This window comes from Agrobacterium sp. LY4 (assembly GCF_001526585.1).
GTDB lineage: Bacteria > Pseudomonadota > Alphaproteobacteria > Rhizobiales > Rhizobiaceae > Agrobacterium > Agrobacterium leguminum.
Map to the genome: position 1 here is coordinate 275,171 of NZ_ASYA01000033.1, position 17,463 is coordinate 292,633.

The window sequence follows — 17,463 nt, forward strand, 5'->3', positions numbered from 1 at the left end:
AAACCCTTCAGGATGTTTTTCGGCGCGCCGCCCAAGGAGGGTTTCTCATGACAGTCCGTTCGCTTTTCCTGCTGCCCGGTGACGGTATCGGCCCCGAAGCCATGGCCGAAGTTCGCAAGCTGATCGATTATATGAACAGCGCGCACAATGCCGGTTTCACCGTCTCGGAAGGTCTGGTCGGCGGCTCTGCCTATGACGCCCATGGCGTGGCGATTTCCGATGCGGATATGGAAAAGGCGCTTGCTGCCGATGCGATCCTGTTCGGCGCCGTCGGCGGCCCGAAATGGGATGGCGTGCCCTACGAGCACCGCCCGGAAGCGGGCCTGCTTCGCCTGCGCAAGGATCTCGAGCTTTTCGCCAATCTGCGCCCGGCCATCTGCTACCCGGCACTTGCCGCAGCCTCTTCGCTGAAGCCGGAACTGGTCGAAGGCCTCGATATCCTCATCGTCCGCGAGCTGACGGGCGGCGTTTATTTCGGTGAGCCGAAGCAGATCATCGATCTCGGCAACGGCCAGAAGCGCGGCATCGACACGCAGATCTACGACACTTTCGAAATCGAGCGCATTGCCAGCGTCGCTTTCGAACTGGCCCGCACCCGCGACAACCGCGTCTGCTCGATGGAAAAGCGCAACGTGATGAAGTCAGGCGTTTTGTGGAACCAGGTGGTCACCGAAACCCACGCCGCCAAGTTTAGGGATGTTCAGCTGGAACATATGCTGGCCGATGCCGGCGGCATGCAGCTGGTGCGCAAGCCCAAGCAGTTCGACGTGATCGTCACCGACAATCTCTTCGGCGACATGCTCTCCGACGTCGCCGCCATGCTCACCGGCTCACTCGGTATGCTGCCCTCCGCTTCGCTTGGCGCACCTGACGCCAAGACCGGCAAGCGCAAGGCCATGTATGAGCCGGTGCACGGTTCGGCTCCTGACATTGCCGGCAAGGGCATCGCCAACCCCATCGCCATGATCGCGTCCTTCGCCATGTGCCTGCGTTACTCGTTCAACATGGTGGATGAGGCAACGAAGCTCGAAGCAGCGATCGCAAACGTGCTCGACAAGGGCATCCGCACGGCCGACATCATGGCCGAGGGCAGCCGCCAGGTCGGAACCTCCGAAATGGGTGATGCGGTTCTCGCCGAATTCAAGGCGCTTTCGGCGTAACGCTCGACGAAACCGGCTGGGCAGGCGGCACCTTTGCCTGCCCATCTTCCTTCGGCAGAAGATGCTCGTATCTTTTGTCAGTCAGCGTCTTCAGAAAGGCGACGATGGCGTCCACACGCTTGTCGTCCAGCGCCGGCGCGGATGTCAGTTCCGCCATGGCGATATTTTCAGGCACTTCCGGCGCATCCCACGTCTTGCCTGTTTCCGGATTGATCTGGCGGCTCGGCTTCTTGCTTTTATATTTCACGTAAAACAGCACCACCGTGCGCAAATCCTTGAACACGCCATTGTGCATGTAAGGACCGGTGACGGCGACATTGCGCAACGTCGGCACTTTGAACTTGCCACGCTGGGCGGCATCGCCGGCAACTTCAGGATTTTGCGCCAGCCCCAGATCGACCGCGCCCGGCTTGGAACCGTTCACGGCCCGAACCGATATATTGGCGGGAACGCCGATATTGAAATATTTGTGGTTGGTGAAGAGGCCGTCTTCCAGGCCCTTGGCGCCACGGATTTCATGGCAGGTATTGCAATTGGTGAATTGCGTCGAGGAGATCAGAACCCGACCCAGCTCTTCCTGATCGGTCAGCTTCTCCTTGCCGCGCAGGAAGCGGTCATATTTGGAATCGAAGGTGGAGAACTCATCCGAGCGCTCAAAGCTCGCCAGCGCCTTCGTCATCGCGGCATAGGCGGTGTCGTCGCTCGCAAAAACATCCTTGCCGAACTGCGTGCCGAAAGCCGCGACATAATCCGGGTTTTCCCTGAGCCGTTTGACGACCGAGGCCTTGTCCGGCATGCCCATTTCGAGGGGATTGAGCGGCGGACCGCCCGCCTGATCTTCAAGCAGGGAGGCGCGGCCATCCCAGAACTGCCCGCCGACATACTCTCCCGCCGCATTCCTGCTGAAAGGCGGCGTGAAGCGGGCATAAGCTGCAGTCGGCGCGTTGCGGTCGCCCAGTGAAATGCCGTCATCGCCAAGCGATACATCCCGCCCGACCTTATCGCTCTCCCGCGCATCGGAAAAACCGGCGGCCTGCATATGGCAGGTGGAACAGGCCATGGTGCGGTTCATCGAAAGACTGGGATCGTCGAACAGTGCCGCACCGAGCTTTTCCAGCGTCGCATAGTCTTCACCGCCGTGGGCAGCCATACCATCGACACCGGTGCCCAAGGGGGCCAGCAGAATGGATGCGGCAAGAGCAGCGGAGACAAAAAATCCGGGTTTCATCATCGGTAGGCACGCTCGATATAAATGCGCGAGAGCAGGTTCGGACCGGGACATATGAAGCGGCTTTCGGTCCTGCTGCGCTTCACCGAACATGGATCACGGGAGATAACTCCGCTCTTCCATGCCCTATAAAGAATCTATAGCACTTTCCCGTGATCCAGGCCTACAAACTTTCGCAGCTTGGTCCACTTTGCCGCAGGTCCACGGACAACACCCGGAAACGATCAACCGCCTCTGGCGATCGCGTGGAAAAAGGTGCCCGAGACAAAACCTCTCCTGCCGCCCGATGGCCCGAGCGGACGACCCTGCCCGTCAGCAATCTGGGCGAAGGGCTCATCGCGGCCGGGATCGGTAACCCGCGCATAATGGAATTCATGGCCGCGCAGAACATCCCCCGCCATGCCGAGCGGTCCGCTTGCCGCGATTGTTGCCTGCCGGTAGCCGAGATTCATCTTGCGGGTCGCAAAGCTGGTGGCATGGGACAGAAGCCCGGTCATGGCATGGGTCACGCCATCCGCATCTTCCAGCGCCTCTCCGAGCACCATGTAACCGCCGCACTCGCCATGAACGGGCTTTGTCGCAGCAAAGCGGGCAATACCCGCCTTGAAACCAGCCGCATCCGCAAGCTTTCCGGCAAAAAGCTCGGGATACCCACCCGGCAGCCAGCAAATATCGCAGTTCCCGTCGGGCGCCTCGTCCGCGAGCGGGGAAAACGGCACGATCTCGGCCCCGGCCGCCTGCCAATGCTTCCTGAGATGCGGATAAAGGAAAGTGAACGCCGCATCCTCCGCCAGCGCAATGCGCTGGCCGGGCGGCGCAATCGCCGCATCCACTGAGCCGGAAGGCACATTCACCGGCGCGGCGAGTGAAAGCAGGGCATCGAGATCGATGGATTTTTCCATCGCATCCGCCAGCCGTTCGATATGCGCATCGATCTCCGGATGTTCGCTGGCCTGCACCAGCCCCAGATGCCGTTCGGGCAGGATGAGCGAAGGATCACGCAACACGCAGCCGGCAACGGGAAGGCCGATTTTTTCGATGGCTTCCGTGCACAGCGTCCGGTGTCTTTCGCTGCCCGCCCGATTTAGCACCACCGCCGCCATGGTAACGGCCGGATCGTAGTGAGCAAAACCATGGGCGACGGCAGCAGCCGTCTGCGACTGGCCGGACACATCCAGCACCAGCAGCACCGGAATTCCGAACAGCCGCGCCAGATCCGCCGCCGAACCCGTGCGATTTTCAGCAACCGGAATACCGTCGAACAGGCCCATGGCGCTTTCAATCAGAACGAGTTCCGCATCCTCGGTCTGCTGCGAAAACAGATGCCGCAGCAATTCCGGCCGCATGGCCCAGCTATCCAGATTAAGACCCAATGTGCCGGTGGCAAAGGCATGGAAACCGGGATCGATGTAGTCAGGACCCGTCTTGATGCCGCGCACCTTGATACCGCGTCGGGCAAAGGCCCGGAGCAAGCCGATGGTCACGCTGGTCTTGCCGGAACCCGAGCGCGGCGCACCAATGATGATCGCCCGCACCGTCATGAGTCGGAAACTCCAAGGCGCGCCCGCATCGAAACAATCTCGCCGATGACGATCAAAGCCGGCGCTTCGAAATTTTCTCGTTTTGCATCGTCAGCTATGCTTTTCAGCGTACCGATGAAAATCCGCTCCTGCGCCGTCGTTGCCGACATGATGACGGCGACCGGCGTTTCGCCGGAACGGCCGCCCTGTATCAAAAGGCTGGCGATCGTGCCGATATTCTTCAGCCCCATATAAACGACGATGGGTTCGCGTGTTTTCGCCAGCGCCAGCCAGTCCAGATCCTCTTCGGTGCCCGCAGCGTGGCCCGTGGCCAGCGTCACGGCGCGGCTGATGCCGCGCATGGTGGCGGGGATGCGAGCGGAAGCAAGCGCCGTGAACGACGAGGTCATGCCCGGCAATATGCGAAACGGAATGCCGGCATGGACAAGCGCCTCCGCCTCTTCGCCGCCGCGCCCGAAAATAAAGGGATCGCCGCCCTTCAGCCGCAGCACCTTTTTGCCCTGGCCGGCGAAATCGATCAGCGAAGCGGTAATATCATCCTGTGTCGCGGAGGGCTTGCCACCCCTTTTGCCCGCAAAAACAATCTCCGCCTGCGGACCAAGCGCTATGACTTCGTCGCTCACCAGCGCATCGCGCACGATGATATCGGCCTGAGACAGCGCGAGCGCCACTTCCAGCGTCAGATAACGCACATCGCCCGGCCCTGCACCCGCGAGCCAGACATGGCCGGCCTCGAAGACCGGACCTTTTGCGGCAATGCTGTTCAAAATCTGCGCTATCGACATTCTCATTGGCTGCTTTTTAACGATGACGGAAAAAGCCGTCCCGGCTATAGAAATTCATATGGATACGGATGGAAAGACCCTTCGCCGCGGCTGGACCACGGGCACCTGCGCGGCAGCCGCCACGAAGGCGGCCTGCGCCGCCCTTCTGACCGGCGAGTTTCCTTACCCTGTCGAGGTCGAACTTCCAAGCGGCGCGAGGCCGGCATTTTCCCTCGCCACCGAGGAAAAGGGCGAAAACTTCGCGCGCGCCGGCGTCGTCAAGGATGCCGGAGACGATCCGGATGTTACCCACGGTGCGCTGATCGAAAGCACGGTGCGGCGAGGTCAACCGGGAAGCGGCATCACCTTCAAGGCCGGAAAGGGCGTCGGCACCATCACCCGGCCGGGCCTGCCCTTGCCGCCGGGAGAACCCGCCATCAATCCCGTGCCGCGCAAGATGATCGAAACCGCCATTCGCGAAGTGGCCGGAGAAAGTGCCGATTTCGAGGTCGAGATTTCCGTCCGCGATGGCGAGAAACTGGCGGAAAAAACCCTGAACGGCAGGCTCGGCATCGTCGGCGGCATTTCCATCCTCGGCACCACCGGCATTGTCATTCCCTTTTCCTGCTCGGCGTGGATTCACTCCATCTGGCGCGGCATCGATGTGGCGCGTGCCACCGGCTGCACCCATGTGCTGGGCGCCACCGGCAACACCTCCGAAAAAGCCGGGCAGGCGCTTTACGATCTGCCGGAAACCGCGCTGATCGACATGGGCGATTTCATCGGCGGTATGCTGAAATATCTGCGCAGCCACCCCGTCGAGCGGGTAACGATTGCCGGCGGCGTCGCCAAGATGACCAAGCTTGCCCAGGGCATGCTCGACGTGCACTCCAAGAAGGGGCTGGCCGATCTCGATGCGCTGGCGGCATTGGCGACGGAAGCCGGAGGAGATGAAAATCTCGCCATTGCCATCCGTCAGGCGAACATGGTCGCGCACGCCTTTGAGCTGGCCGAACACGCGGGGATAGACCTCGGCGCGATCGTGGCGGAAAAAGCTTGGGTAACCGCAGCGGCGGCGCTGAAGACGCCGGCCATTGCGCTCGATATTCTGGTGTTCGATCGTCAGGGCGCGTTCAAGGGCCGCACCGCCTCCACGCCGTCGCATCAGCCCTTCGCATCTTCCTTTGGAGACCGGAACCGCCGGACATAGTCGGTGCTATAAAGCGCGCTTTCGCGAAAATCCGTCGAGGCAAGTCCATGCCCGACGAAGATCAGGGCCGTCCGCTCCACCGGCTCGGCGGCGAGCTTGTCCTCAATGTCGAACAGCGTGCCGCTGATAACCCGCTCATCCGGCCAGGACGCGCGAACGACGATGGCGACCGGGCAGTCGGAGCCGTAAAGCGGCGTTAGCTCTTCCACCACCTTGCCGATGGCATGAATAGCGAGATGGACGGCGAGCGTTGCGCCCGTCGCACCAAAAGCCTTCAGCGTCTCACCGTCAGGCATCTTCGATGCGCGCCCGGAAATGCGGGTCAGCACAAGGCTCTGCGCCACTTCCGGCACCGTCAGTTCCCGCTGCAAGGTGGCGGCCGCAGCGGCAAAGGAGGGCACGCCCGGCGTGACGGTATAATCGAGACCCAGTCGCTCCAGCCGGCGAATCTGCTCGCCCATGGCGCTCCAGACGGAAAGGTCGCCGGAATGCAGCCGCGCCACATCCTTGCCGGCCTCTGCTGCGGCCACGAATTCCGCCTCGATTTCGTCAAGCGAAAGTGCTGCCGTATCGACGATGCGGGCGCCCGGTGGGCAATATTCGATAAGCGCCTTCGGAACCAGCGAGCCGGCATAGAGGCACACCGGGCAGGCGGCGATAAGATCGCGCCCGCGCACCGTGATGAGATCGGCGGCGCCCGGACCGGCGCCGATGAAATGAACCGTCATTGTTGTTCTCCATGTTCTATGGCGCAGCCGCTATCATGTGGGGCATCGTCAGTGGTTGCGATGGCCACAGTCACATCGCCAACGACGAGACGCGGCGCAACCAGTCTTGCATTCTCGCCGGCGGCGGCAAGCGCCGCCGCTTCGCTCACGCTCGGCGAGCCGGCATGATCTAGGCTTGCCTGTGAAAATGTCATTGTTTTCGAAGCAACCGCCTCAAGCCGTTCCTGCGATACGATTTCAAGCGACAGCGACAGGCTTTTCGCCGCCTCCACAAGACCGGCTTCATCGGCTTTGAGCGGCGCAGTCGCCAGGCATTCCGCCATCATGCCCAAAGCATGCTCCGCAGCGCGCACGGCGGCAATCACGGCATCCGAACCCGTGCCTCTGCGGCAGCCTATGCCAGCCACTGTCACCATGGCTTGGTCCAGCTCCACTGCGTCACCGGCATTGCCGGACGCCAGCCCGACATGGAACCGACAGCCGCCACCCGCGACACATCCAGGCGGATCATCGATCCGCCGTGCCGCGCATGGGCGGCAAGCAGCACCGCCTCCATTTCCAGCGTCACCGCATTGGCAACCAGCCGCCCGCCGGGTTTCAGAGCCTCCATAGCGCCCTCGAGCACACCCGCTTCACTGCCGCCGCCGCCGATGAAAATAGCATCCGGCTGAGGCAAGCCTTCGAAAGCCGCAGGGGCTGCACCGATCATGACCTCAAGTCCCGGAACGCCAAAAGCTTCGGCATTGCGGGCGATACGCTCCGCCCTTTCCGGGTGTTGTTCTATGGCGATGGCACGGAGCGAAGGGTGCGACAGCATCCATTCTATGCCGATCGAACCCGAACCGGCACCGATATCCCACAGCAACTCGCCCCGCCGTGGGGCAAGAGAGGAAAGTGTCACGGCACGGATTTCGCGTTTGGTGATCTGCCCGTCATGTTCGAACAGGCCGTCATCAAGCCCACATGTGAAAGGCAGAATACGCGCACCCTCATCAGCCACAACATCAATCGCCACCACGTTCAGCGGATCAATATCAGCAAACGAGAAATCGGCCGCCCTGACCTGCCGCCGCCTCTCCCGCTCTCCGCCCAAAGCTTCAAGCAAAACGAATTCCGACCGGCCGAAACCCAAATCGGACAACAATTCCGCGATCAATGCCGGGGCGTGGGCGTCCGAGGTAAGCGCGATGATCCGTGCACCGGCATGGAGATACGGCCGCAGGAGATCGATGGAACGTCCGTGCAGCGAAACGCATTCGACCGATTGCTGCGCCCAACCGAGCCGCGCGGCGGCCAGCGAGAAAGCGGAGGGCGAGGGATAACAAACTGTCTCACCCGCATCGATACGCCGCAGAAGCGTAACACCAACGCCATAAAAAAACGGATCGCCGGAAGCCAGCACGCAAACCCGCTTGCCGCGCAGCGCCACGACATCGCTCATATCCGTATCGAACGGCACCGGCCAGCGCCGTGCTCCACCACGAACGGCCGCAGCCGCCAGTTCCAGATGGCGTTTGCCGCCGAAAACCACCTCGGCCGCCTCTATCGCCTCAATCGCATTCCGGCCCAGCCCCCCGAGCCCATCCTCACCAATGCCGACGATGGAAAGCCACGGCTTCTCTTTCTTTTCGGTGGAAGCATCACCCGTTCCGGAATATTCAGACGTCATGACACGCTCCATACTCATCCTTGGCGGCACGGCGGATGCCCGTATTCTGGCCGGCAGGCTGGCCGAAGAACCCGGCTACCGAATCCTGCTCTCCATGGCCGGCCGCACGCTCTCGCCGGTCGAACAGCCGGTGCCGATGCGCAGCGGCGGTTTTGGCGGCGCGGGCGGGCTGGCGGATTTCATTCGCACCGAGGGTTTCGATATTCTGGTGGACGCCACCCATCCCTATGCGGCGAAGATTTCCGCCAATGCCATTGAGGCCGCAGGGCTTGCCAAAGTTCCGCTGGTCGTCCTTTCGCGTCCTGCCTGGCAGCGCCAGCCGGGTGACAGGTGGCATGGTGTCGACACTGTCGAACAGGCTGTCACCGCGCTCGGCAGCGAAGGCAGGCGCGTGTTTCTGGCTTTGGGACGGCAGGAGCTTCTTCCTTTCGAAGCCGCACCCCAGCACAACTATCTCATCCGTAGCGTCGACCCGGTGGAGCCGCCACTGAAACTGCCGCATGCGCGCTACATTACCGCGCGCGGCCCCTTTGCGTTGGACGACGAAATCCGCATGCTGGAAGAAAACCGCATCGACACGGTGGTCTCGAAAAACTCCGGTGGCAGCGCGAGCTATGGCAAGATCGAAGCGGCGCGACAGCTCAGCCTGCCAGTCATCATGATCGACCGGCCGCGACAGCGGAACGACGCGCCCCTGAATGACGTGACGGTGCCGGATATTGCCGCTGCGCTCACCGCCATTCGCCATCAGCTCTCTCTTCTCGAAAAACGAGGCGAATAAACCAGCGGGTCTTTGCCGGAACGCTCGATCAGACGGGTTTCAACCGAACCGACGATGATGCAGGTGGCCATATCCGCCATATCGCTCGAGGCTTCCGAAAGAGGCACGACCCGAATACGCTCATCCGCCCGGCCTGCCGCACGACCGAAAATCACCGGCACGGAACCGGGCAAATGCACCCGCAATAGATCAAAAGCGGTACCGAGCTGGTGCGGCCGCGCCCTGCTGACGGGATTGTAGAACGCCATTACAAAGCCTGCTTCCGCCGCCGCGATCAGCCGTTTTTCAATGATGCCCCAGGGTTTCAGATTATCCGACAGCGAAATGGCGCAGAAATCATGGCCAAGCGGCGCGCCAGCCTTTGCGGCTACGGCCAGCATGGCAGTCACACCGGGCACGACAGAGAAATCGATATCGCGCCATTCGGCGGGGCCACTTTCGATCGCCTCGCAAACCGCAGCCGCCATGGCGAAAACGCCGGGATCGCCGCCGGACACCACGCACACCTTGCCGCCGGAAGCTGCAAGCCGCAGCGCCTGTTCGGCGCGGGAGATTTCCTCACGATTGTCCGAAGCATGGCGGCGTTGATCGGGTCTCAGCGATAGACGGTCGAGATAGGGAATATAGCCGAAGAAATCCTCCGACGCCTCGACGGCGGCAAGCGCCTCCGGCGTCACCTGCGCCGCACTGCCGGGACCAAGGCCGACAACGACCACCCTGCCGGTCATGGCGTTTCGCCTCCAGCGGGTCTGGTTTTCCAGCCCGGCACCAAAATCAGCGAAAAGTAGGGTGCAGGCGATGAATCGCGTTCGAGGAGCCTCACCGCATGGCTGTTGGCCATGGTGCCACGCTCAACATAAAGCGCCTCTTCAAGCTTACCGGCCTTTTCCAGCGCCCGGCGAATCTTCGGCAGGTTGCGCCCCACCTTCATGATCACCGCGCCATCCGTGCCGGACAGACGTTCCGTCAGCACATCTTCGCCGAGCGTACCGGGAAGCACGCTCAAAATATCGTCGCCCTGCACCAGCGGCAGTCCGGCCATGGACCAGCAGCCGGACATGGCCGTGATGCCAGCGACGACTTCCGCCGGGTAAGATGGCGCAAGCCGCAAATGAAGGTGCATATAAGAACCGTAAAACAGCGGATCGCCTTCCGACAGCACGGCGACATTGCGCCCGGCTTCGAGATGAACAGCGATGTCCTTCGCCGACTGATCGAAAAAAGCGGCGATGGCATCACGGTAATCGCTGCCGTTTTTATCGCTTTCGACGGTTACCGGATAGACCAACGGCATTTCCAGCGTTCCGGGCCGGATGAAGGCTTCGACAATACCGCGACCATTGCCGCTGCCGCCTTTCTTGCAGAAGAAGGCAAGCACATCGGCATTTTCAATGGCGCGGACAGCCTTCAGCGTCAGAAGCTCTGGATCTCCGGGGCCGGTGCCGACGCCCACAAGCTTACCCTTCGGATGTTCGAAAAGCGCCGCGCTCACAGGCCAGCCCTCGCAACGGCGTTGATGGCGGCAGCCGTCATGGCCGAACCGCCCATGCGTCCCTTGACGATGGCATAGGGAATGCCGAGTGAACTTACCTCCAGCGCGTCTTTCGATTCCGCTGCACCGACAAAGCCGACGGGCATGCCGATGATGGCAGCCGGGCGCGGGGCGCCTTTTTCCAGCATCTCAAGCAGATAGAACAGTGCAGTCGGCGCATTGCCAATGGCAACGAGAGCACCATCCAGCTTCTCTGCCCACAGATCGAGTGCGGCGGCGGAGCGGGTGTTGCCAATCGTTTTCGCCAGCTCCGGCGTGCGGGCATCGCGAAGGGTGCAGACCACCTCATTTTCAGCCGGAAGGCGCGCGCGCGTCACGCCATGGGCAACCATTTCCGCATCGCAGAGAACAGGCTTACCGGCTCGTAGAGCACCACGTGCCGCGGCAACAAAATCCGGTGAAAAGCGGAAATGGCTGGCCGCCTCCACCTGCCCGCAGGCGTGGATCATGCGAATGGCGATATCCGCCTGCTCTTCGGTGAAGGCGGACAAATCCGCTTCTTCGCGAATGATGGCGAAGGAGCGCTCATAGATCGCATTGCCATCGCGAATATAGTCATAGTCAGTCATCGGTCATCCTGTCGAAGCGCCGCACCGATTGCCTGTTTGCCCAGCCGGACAAACAGGGTGGCGGCGTTTTCCCCGGGCTTATGTTCTTTTTCGTAAAGACGGGCAAGCCGCGAAAGCGCCGTCCTCTGATGCTGGAAAGGTAAAATGCCATCCGGCACGTCGCCGGCGCGTCCCGAAATCGAAAAGGCCAGACCATTGGCGGCGCCGGAAAAAGTGAGAAGCGACGGCGCGGGGCGCGCGCAACCTTTGCCGCAGCCGGAAATATGCAGCGTGAAGGAGCCGTCCAGCAACGAGGCGCATTCCTCAGAAGCAAAGGCGGCCAATTCATGGGTAGGAAGAAAAGCCGAAGCGCAGCCCGGCGCACCGGGACAGGCGGCAATGGAAGAGCGGGCATCACCTGCCGTCGTGATGAAACCGGACGCCCTTGCAATCTGAAGCAATGCGCCGCAGGCAGAGGGCGATCCAAAGAATAGCAGGCTATGGTTTGGTGCTGGCCGCAGGGCCGTGATGCCGAGGGTACCGGCCCGTTCGCAGAGATGCGACAAATCGAAGGCCCGGATTTGCCCGAAAGCAGGCGCGACAGCAATGGCGAAGCGATCCTTTCCCGTCATCATCAGTCCCAGAGGCGCAGAAGCCGCTCTGGCGTCATCAACAATCACCCGATCCAGCAGGCGATCACCGCAGATCGCTTTTATCGTCGAATGGTCCAGATCGCGGCCACGGGCAAGCGGCCCTTCGCCGGCCAGATAGACGAGCAGCGACAGGACGACACCCGCCGCTATGTCCGTCTCGACCAATCCGGCATTCAACGACTTACTTTCCGGCCCACCCACGAGCAATCGCCAGACGGTCCGCCCATCAAGCGACACAGCTTTCAGGCGAATATCGGCCAGCAAATCTTCCATGGAGAGGCGCCCGCCGCCATCGATGACGACAGACATTTTAGCGGCAAGCTTTTCATGGAGAGCGAGCCTGTCGGTCTCTTTTCGAATCTCCTCGGCAAGAGGGAAACCATCGGCAATCTCCGCGTCATCCCGACCAACGAGAGGCGACGTCTCGACCGCGAGCCCCGCACGCAACGGCAAATCCAGCGCCAGAACGTTTTTTTCCAGAGCGCGGGCACTTTCCGGTGTCAGGCCGCGAAATTGCAGGCTGCCGCGGGCGGTAATGTCGATCAATCCGTTGCCATGCCGCTCGGCAAGCTGACAAAGCGCCACCATGTCGCGCGGGTCGATATCCGCCTCGAAAGCGATCCGCGACAAAAAACCGTCGCCGGTGCGCATGGGAGCGGACAGGGCCGGGCAGAGGCCACGGCGGCCGAATGGCTGAACGGGATCGGCAGCGGCCATCATCACGCCTCCACCCTTTGGGAGCGCGGCAGGATCAGCATTTCGAGTTCCGCATCCACCGCGTTGCGGCGGCTGTGCCACAGCCCGCGACGGCGGGCGGATAAAAAGCGTGCGGCCATCACCTGCGCCGCATTCGGGTTTTCCCGCAGGATGAAATCGCGCACATCCTCATCACCGAAATAGGCATCGTAAAGCGCCTCGATCAACGAGGAGGACACCGCATGGGTGGTTTCGGCAAAGCCGATCAACCGGTCCACCGTCTCGAGGAATTCCGCCGCCCCGCGCGGACCGTGCCGCATCTGGCCGGCAATGAAGCGGGGATTGACGGCACGCGCGCGCACCACCCGCGTCAGCGCCTGCGTCATCGACCTTGCACGCGGGCGCGCCGGATCTGTCGTATCCAGCGCAACAATATCGGCGACGCCGCCAAGCACAGCTTTCGCGGCGGAAAAACCGCCGATGAAGGCGACATCCGAAGAACCGTCCAGAAGGTCGCGGCCCGGATCGTCCCCGGTATGAACCAGAAGATCGGCGCGCCTGACCAGCTCCACAAAACCGGTATCTTCGAAAATCTCCAGCCCGTCCGCACCGCCGAAAGCGTGGCTCGCCGCATCGAGATAGGCCTGTCCCAACTCCTCGCGTTCGTCCCATTTCCCGCTGGCAAGCTTTTCTTCGATGCCGGCACCATAGGTGCCGGGCGCGGAGCCGAAAATACGCGCCGGAATATGCCCGAGCGTGGCGGCCTCTTCCGCGAGCGGATTGTCGCCCGGCGCTTCCTCCCGCCGCGCAATGGCCTTGGCGGCGGCGTCGAGAAGCGCGATCAGCGCCGGGAACATGTCGCGGAACAGGCCGGAAATGCGAAAGGTGACGTCGACACGCGGCCGCCCCAGGCTCGCCGGCGGCAGAACCTCAATACCGGTGACCCGGCCGGTGGCGGGGTCGTGGATCGGTCTCGCCCCCATCAGATGCAGCGCCTGCGCCACATCCTCACCGCCATTGCGCAGACTGGCGCTGCCCCACAGATCGAAAACCAGATGTTTCGGCCAGTCGCCATGGGACTGCAGATGATGGCGCAGCACCTCTTCGCCCGCCATGCGGCCCAGCTCGAACGCCGTCGGCGTCGGCATGGTGCGCGGATCGGCAGCATAGAGATTGCGGCCCGTGGGCAGCACATCGAGCCGCCCGCGCGCAGGTGCGCCGGAAGGGCCGGGGACGATATGCCGGCCATCGAGCGCGGCAAGCAGGGCAGCTTTTTCCGATTTGGCGCTTTCGAGCCTCAGAAGATCGGTCTCGTCTTTTGCACAGCGGCCAAAAACATGCTGGCCATCCTTGATGGCGAAATCCTTGAGGTCGCAGAGAAAAGCATCGATGCGTGAGAGGGCCGCATCGGCATCATCCTTCGCAGCCACGCCCGCTTGCGCCGCAAGCCCGGTCTCCAGCGCCTTTTCGACGATCAGTTTCGCCAGCCGGTCACGCCGGCGGCGATCCAGCCCATCCGCCTGCGCATATTCATCGACCAGCTGCTCCAGCGCCGACTGTTCTGGCGAAAGCCCGGCATTGACCAGCACGGGCGGGACATGGCCGATGGTCACAGCCGCAATTCGCCGCTTGGCGACCGCCGCCTCGCCCGGATTGGAAACGATGAACGGATAGACTACAGGCAGCGAGCCGGTAACGATTTCGGGAAAACAATTGCGGGAAAGCGCCACCGTCTTGCCCGGCAGCCATTCCAGCGTTCCATGCGCGCCAACATGCACGATGGCATGCGCACCCGCAATCCGCTGCATCCATGCACCGAAGGCAACAAGCGCGTGACGCGGCGGCAGGGCAGGGTCGTGGTAGTCCACCCGGCGATCCTCATTGCGGCCCCTGTCCGGCGCTAGCGCCACGAACACTTCGCCGAAACGGGCGGCGCGGAACCGGAATGCGCCATCGACGAGTGCATCGTCATCGGTTGCCACGCCCCATGTCGCGTTTACGGATGCGGTAGATGCCGGCGGCAAGGCGGAGAAAAAAGCCTCGTAGGTGGAAAGATCAATTGCCGCTTCCTGTTGCTCGACGCAGTCGAGCAGCGCCCGCGCGGTCTTAGGAATATCCTTGACCGTATAACCGGCCCCGGCAAGATCGCGCATCATTTCGAGAACGCTTTGCGGCACATCGAGACCGACGGCATAACCGGTTCGTCCGGGCGCCGCACCGGGATAATCCGGCATCAGAATGACGAGACGGCGATCCCGTGGAAGGGCATTCCTCAGCCGCAGGAAAGCGGCGATGCGATTTGCCACCTGCTCGACCCGATCGGCCTCGGGTACATTGAGCAAACTCGCGCCGCCATCCACGCGCGCCTGTTTGAACGAGATTGCTCCGGCGAGAATCCGGCCATCCAGTTCCGGCAGGACGACGTGCATGGCGAGATCGGAGGGATTGAGCCCGCGCGCATTTTCCGCCCATCCGTCCCGCCGCGTCGTCGCCATCACCACCTGAAACACCGGCACGCCGAGACGGTCGAACAGCGTTGTGCCATTGTCATCCGTCTGGCTGGCGAAGGCGGTGGCGGCAATGATGGCGGCGGGCCTCAGATCGGGCAGCGCCGTTTCGAGGAAACGGATCGCCTCGCTATCCTTCAGACCGCAGACAAAAATCGGCAAGGGTGCAAAACCGCGCCGCGAGAGCGCCTCGAAAAGCGCATCCACCGGTGCTGCATCTGCCGCCAGAAGCATGGAACGGTAAAACAGAATGGGCAGAACGGGCGCACCGTCGGGAAAACCCGCGCAGGCTTCCACCCTATCCACAACGCCCCTACCGGGCCGGTAGAAACCGGCTTTCGGCAGCGGTTCGGCTTCGATATCCGGCCATGCCTCGCCTCTTGCAAGAGCGGCGAGACCAAGGGCAAGCCGATCCATATTCTCCTGCCCGCCCTCGCGAAAGAAGGAGAGGACCGAGGTCAAAATCCGCCGATCGACGGTCGAGGCCGCTTCGAGTTTCTCGTCCCTTTCGCTGCACTCACCCGGCAAAAGCAGAAGCTTGATGCCGCGCCTGCGTGCAAGAATGGAAAGCTGATCGACACCGTAACGCCAGCGTTCCGCACCGCCGAGAATCCGGATAAGAATAACCTTGGCATGTTCCGCCGTCTTTTCGATCCAGAGATCGACCGACATGGGATGTCGAAGCTCGGAGAGGTTGGCGGCTGACAGGGAGGGGAGCGCACCCTCTGTTCGCCGCCAGGCCTGTTCCAAGCCGGCCAGATCGCTTGCCGAAAAAGACAGTACCACCACATCAGACCGGGGCTGGTTGAGATCAACCGGCTCGATCAGGTCGTCCAGAGACGAGGATGTGGTGGCGAGAATGTGCATCGTCAGGCGGCCAGCATCTGTTCGATCTTTTCGCGGTTGATGCCCTTTTCGCCGATGACGACGAGGCGGCTGCGGCGTTCCTCACCCACAGCCCAGGGCCGGTCGTAATAATGGTTGACGCGGCTGCCGACAGCCTGCACCTGCAGGCGCATCGGCTTTGCGGAAACCTCGATGAAGCCCTTGATGCGCAGGACATTTTCCGCAGCTGCCGTCTCGGCGATACGGGCTGCCAGCGCTTCCGGGTCGGTCACGGCCGGCAGATCGATGACGAAGCTGTCGAAATCGTCATGCTCATGGTCGAGTTCGCCATCATGGTGGGTACGGCGGTTTTCGATATCCTCTTCCACCGCAAGGCCAAGACCGATCAGCACGGCGGGGTCGATGGCGCCATTGGAAGCCACGACGATCTTTGCCGCCTTCGGCAGATGTTCGAGAACATGCGCCTTGGCCTTGTTCAGGCCGGCATCGTCAAGAAGATCGGCCTTGGTCAGCACGATAAGATCGGCGCAGGCGACCTGATCCTCGAAAACCTCTTCGACCGGGTCATCGTGATCGAGCGCCTCGTCATTGGCCCGCTGGGCCGCGAGCGCTTCCATGTCGTGCGCCACCTGCCCTTCGGCAAGGGCGGCGCCATCCACCACGGCCACGACGGCATCCACCGTCACGCGGCTCTTGATCGCCGGCCACTGGAAGGCCTGCACCAGCGGCTTCGGCAGGGCGAGGCCGGAAGTTTCGATGAGGATATGCTCCACCTTCGGCTGGCGGCTCAGAATCTGTTCGATGGCGGGCTGGAAATCATCCGCCACCGTGCAGCAGATGCAGCCATTGGCCAGTTCGACGATGTTTTCTTCCGGGCAGCTTTCAATACCGCAACCTTTGAGAATCTCGCCATCGATGCCGATATCGCCGAATTCGTTGACGATGATCGCCAGCCGCTTGCCGTCCAGCTTTTCGAGAAGGCCGCGCAGCAGCGTGGTTTTGCCAGCCCCCAGAAAGCCGGTGACGATGGTGCAGGGAACGCGGTCCAGAAGGGTGCTCATGATCTCTCCTCGGTAAAATCGAATGGGGGAATGCGCGCCACCATGCCGCGCTTTAAGGGTTCCGGGCGACCGCGCCAGGGCATCAGGCCGTCGGGAGCAGCGGCCAGCAGCCGTGCGCCGGTCAGCAAATCTTCCGCGTCACTTATTGTCAGCCCGCCAAAGACATAGGACCAGCCATTGGCGCTGCGCAGCACGGCGCTAAGCCCGCGCTTGCAATTGGCGAGGCAGTTGACGGAACGAACGGTGACACCCGTTTCCTCCGCCTTTGCGATGACGGCATCGGCGAGGCGTGAGCCGGGGCGCGGTTCGGCATTGGGCTCGGCTTCATCGCGACAGCTTCTGCAAACGAAGACGATCACGCCGGACGCCGTTTCGTCCTGCGTGTTTCCGCCTGCACATGAAGATGTCGCTGAAATATCCAAACCGTATCGTTTCCCGCGCCTTGCAAAAAAATCTCGGGGGTGCGGATGTCGAATACGGTATGCGGACAGGCGCAAACCGGATGCTCGATCTAACCGA

16 protein-coding genes are annotated in these 17,463 nt (G+C 62.1%); 3 read left to right on the plus strand and 13 right to left on the minus strand.

Annotated features, from left to right (window positions below; translation table 11 throughout):
- The first annotated feature begins 47 nt into the window (after nt 1-47).
- Nucleotides 48-1,160, plus strand: a complete 1,113-nt coding sequence (gene leuB / locus L904_RS21475; protein ID WP_031233748.1) for a 3-isopropylmalate dehydrogenase — start codon at nt 48-50, stop codon at nt 1,158-1,160.
- Here leuB and L904_RS21480 read toward each other — a convergent pair.
- The 3 genes from L904_RS21480 to cobA all read right to left on the minus strand — a co-directional run bounded on the left by L904_RS21480 (nt 1,141) and on the right by cobA (nt 4,714).
- Nucleotides 1,141-2,391: a cytochrome-c peroxidase gene (locus L904_RS21480; RefSeq protein ID WP_031233750.1), complete on the minus strand. Its 1,251-nt coding sequence runs from the start codon at nt 2,389-2,391 to the stop codon at nt 1,141-1,143. The genes leuB and L904_RS21480 overlap by 20 nt on opposite strands.
- A gap of 221 nt (nt 2,392-2,612) precedes the next feature.
- Nucleotides 2,613-3,929, minus strand: coding sequence for a cobyrinate a,c-diamide synthase (locus L904_RS21485; RefSeq protein WP_020809823.1), 1,317 nt, complete (start codon nt 3,927-3,929; stop codon nt 2,613-2,615).
- Nucleotides 3,926-4,714: a uroporphyrinogen-III C-methyltransferase gene (gene cobA, locus L904_RS21490; protein WP_020809824.1), complete on the minus strand. Its 789-nt coding sequence runs from the start codon at nt 4,712-4,714 to the stop codon at nt 3,926-3,928. Before cobA ends, L904_RS21485 begins: the two co-directional genes overlap by 4 nt.
- Nucleotides 4,715-4,772: 58 nt before the next feature.
- Here cobA and L904_RS21495 point away from each other — a divergent pair, with 58 nt between their 5' ends.
- Nucleotides 4,773-5,903 (plus strand): cobalt-precorrin-5B (C(1))-methyltransferase, encoded by a 1,131-nt coding sequence (locus L904_RS21495; protein WP_020809825.1) that lies wholly within the window; start codon nt 4,773-4,775, stop codon nt 5,901-5,903.
- On the opposite strand, the gene cobM is transcribed toward L904_RS21495, so the two are convergent.
- From cobM to L904_RS21510, 3 genes are read right to left on the minus strand one after another with little or no spacing between them, the layout of a single operon-like run.
- The gene (gene cobM, locus L904_RS21500) at nt 5,858-6,631 is read right to left on the minus strand and encodes a precorrin-4 C(11)-methyltransferase (RefSeq protein ID WP_020809826.1); all 774 of its coding nucleotides are present in this window, start codon (nt 6,629-6,631) and stop codon (nt 5,858-5,860) included. The two genes, L904_RS21495 and cobM, sit on opposite strands and share 46 nt — an antisense overlap.
- On the minus strand, nt 6,628-7,047 hold the full coding sequence (locus L904_RS21505; protein ID WP_020809827.1) for a cobalamin biosynthesis protein: 420 nt from the start codon (nt 7,045-7,047) through the stop codon (nt 6,628-6,630). Before L904_RS21505 ends, cobM begins: the two co-directional genes overlap by 4 nt.
- A complete protein-coding gene (locus L904_RS21510) occupies nt 7,041-8,300 on the minus strand; it encodes a bifunctional cobalt-precorrin-7 (C(5))-methyltransferase/cobalt-precorrin-6B (C(15))-methyltransferase (protein ID WP_020809828.1) in 1,260 nt (419 codons plus the stop codon). Before L904_RS21510 ends, L904_RS21505 begins: the two co-directional genes overlap by 7 nt.
- Between L904_RS21510 and L904_RS21515 the strand changes: the two genes are divergently transcribed.
- Nucleotides 8,299-9,081, plus strand: a complete 783-nt coding sequence (locus tag L904_RS21515) for a cobalt-precorrin-6A reductase (protein WP_020809829.1) — start codon at nt 8,299-8,301, stop codon at nt 9,079-9,081. The two genes, L904_RS21510 and L904_RS21515, sit on opposite strands and share 2 nt — an antisense overlap.
- Here the strand turns inward: L904_RS21515 and L904_RS21520 are convergent.
- From L904_RS21520 to L904_RS21550, 7 genes are read right to left on the minus strand one after another with little or no spacing between them, the layout of a single operon-like run.
- A complete protein-coding gene (locus L904_RS21520) occupies nt 9,048-9,809 on the minus strand; it encodes a precorrin-3B C(17)-methyltransferase (protein ID WP_020809830.1) in 762 nt (253 codons plus the stop codon). The genes L904_RS21515 and L904_RS21520 overlap by 34 nt on opposite strands.
- Nucleotides 9,806-10,573, minus strand: coding sequence for a precorrin-2 C(20)-methyltransferase (locus L904_RS21525; protein ID WP_020809831.1), 768 nt, complete (start codon nt 10,571-10,573; stop codon nt 9,806-9,808). The genes L904_RS21520 and L904_RS21525 overlap by 4 nt, the downstream gene beginning before the upstream one ends.
- Nucleotides 10,570-11,202 (minus strand): precorrin-8X methylmutase, encoded by a 633-nt coding sequence (locus tag L904_RS21530; RefSeq protein WP_020809832.1) that lies wholly within the window; start codon nt 11,200-11,202, stop codon nt 10,570-10,572. Before L904_RS21530 ends, L904_RS21525 begins: the two co-directional genes overlap by 4 nt.
- Nucleotides 11,199-12,554 carry a precorrin-3B synthase gene (gene cobG, locus L904_RS21535; RefSeq protein ID WP_020809833.1) on the minus strand — a complete coding sequence of 452 codons (1,356 nt, stop codon included), beginning with the start codon at nt 12,552-12,554 and terminating at the stop codon, nt 11,199-11,201. The genes L904_RS21530 and cobG overlap by 4 nt, the downstream gene beginning before the upstream one ends.
- Nucleotides 12,554-15,904, minus strand: a complete 3,351-nt coding sequence (gene cobN, locus L904_RS21540; RefSeq protein ID WP_020809834.1) for a cobaltochelatase subunit CobN — start codon at nt 15,902-15,904, stop codon at nt 12,554-12,556. The genes cobG and cobN overlap by 1 nt, the downstream gene beginning before the upstream one ends.
- 2 nt (nt 15,905-15,906) lie before the next feature.
- Nucleotides 15,907-16,944: a cobalamin biosynthesis protein CobW gene (cobW, locus tag L904_RS21545; RefSeq protein WP_020809835.1), complete on the minus strand. Its 1,038-nt coding sequence runs from the start codon at nt 16,942-16,944 to the stop codon at nt 15,907-15,909.
- Nucleotides 16,941-17,366 (minus strand): DUF1636 family protein, encoded by a 426-nt coding sequence (locus tag L904_RS21550; protein ID WP_020809836.1) that lies wholly within the window; start codon nt 17,364-17,366, stop codon nt 16,941-16,943. Before L904_RS21550 ends, cobW begins: the two co-directional genes overlap by 4 nt.
- Nucleotides 17,367-17,463 lie beyond the last annotated feature (97 nt).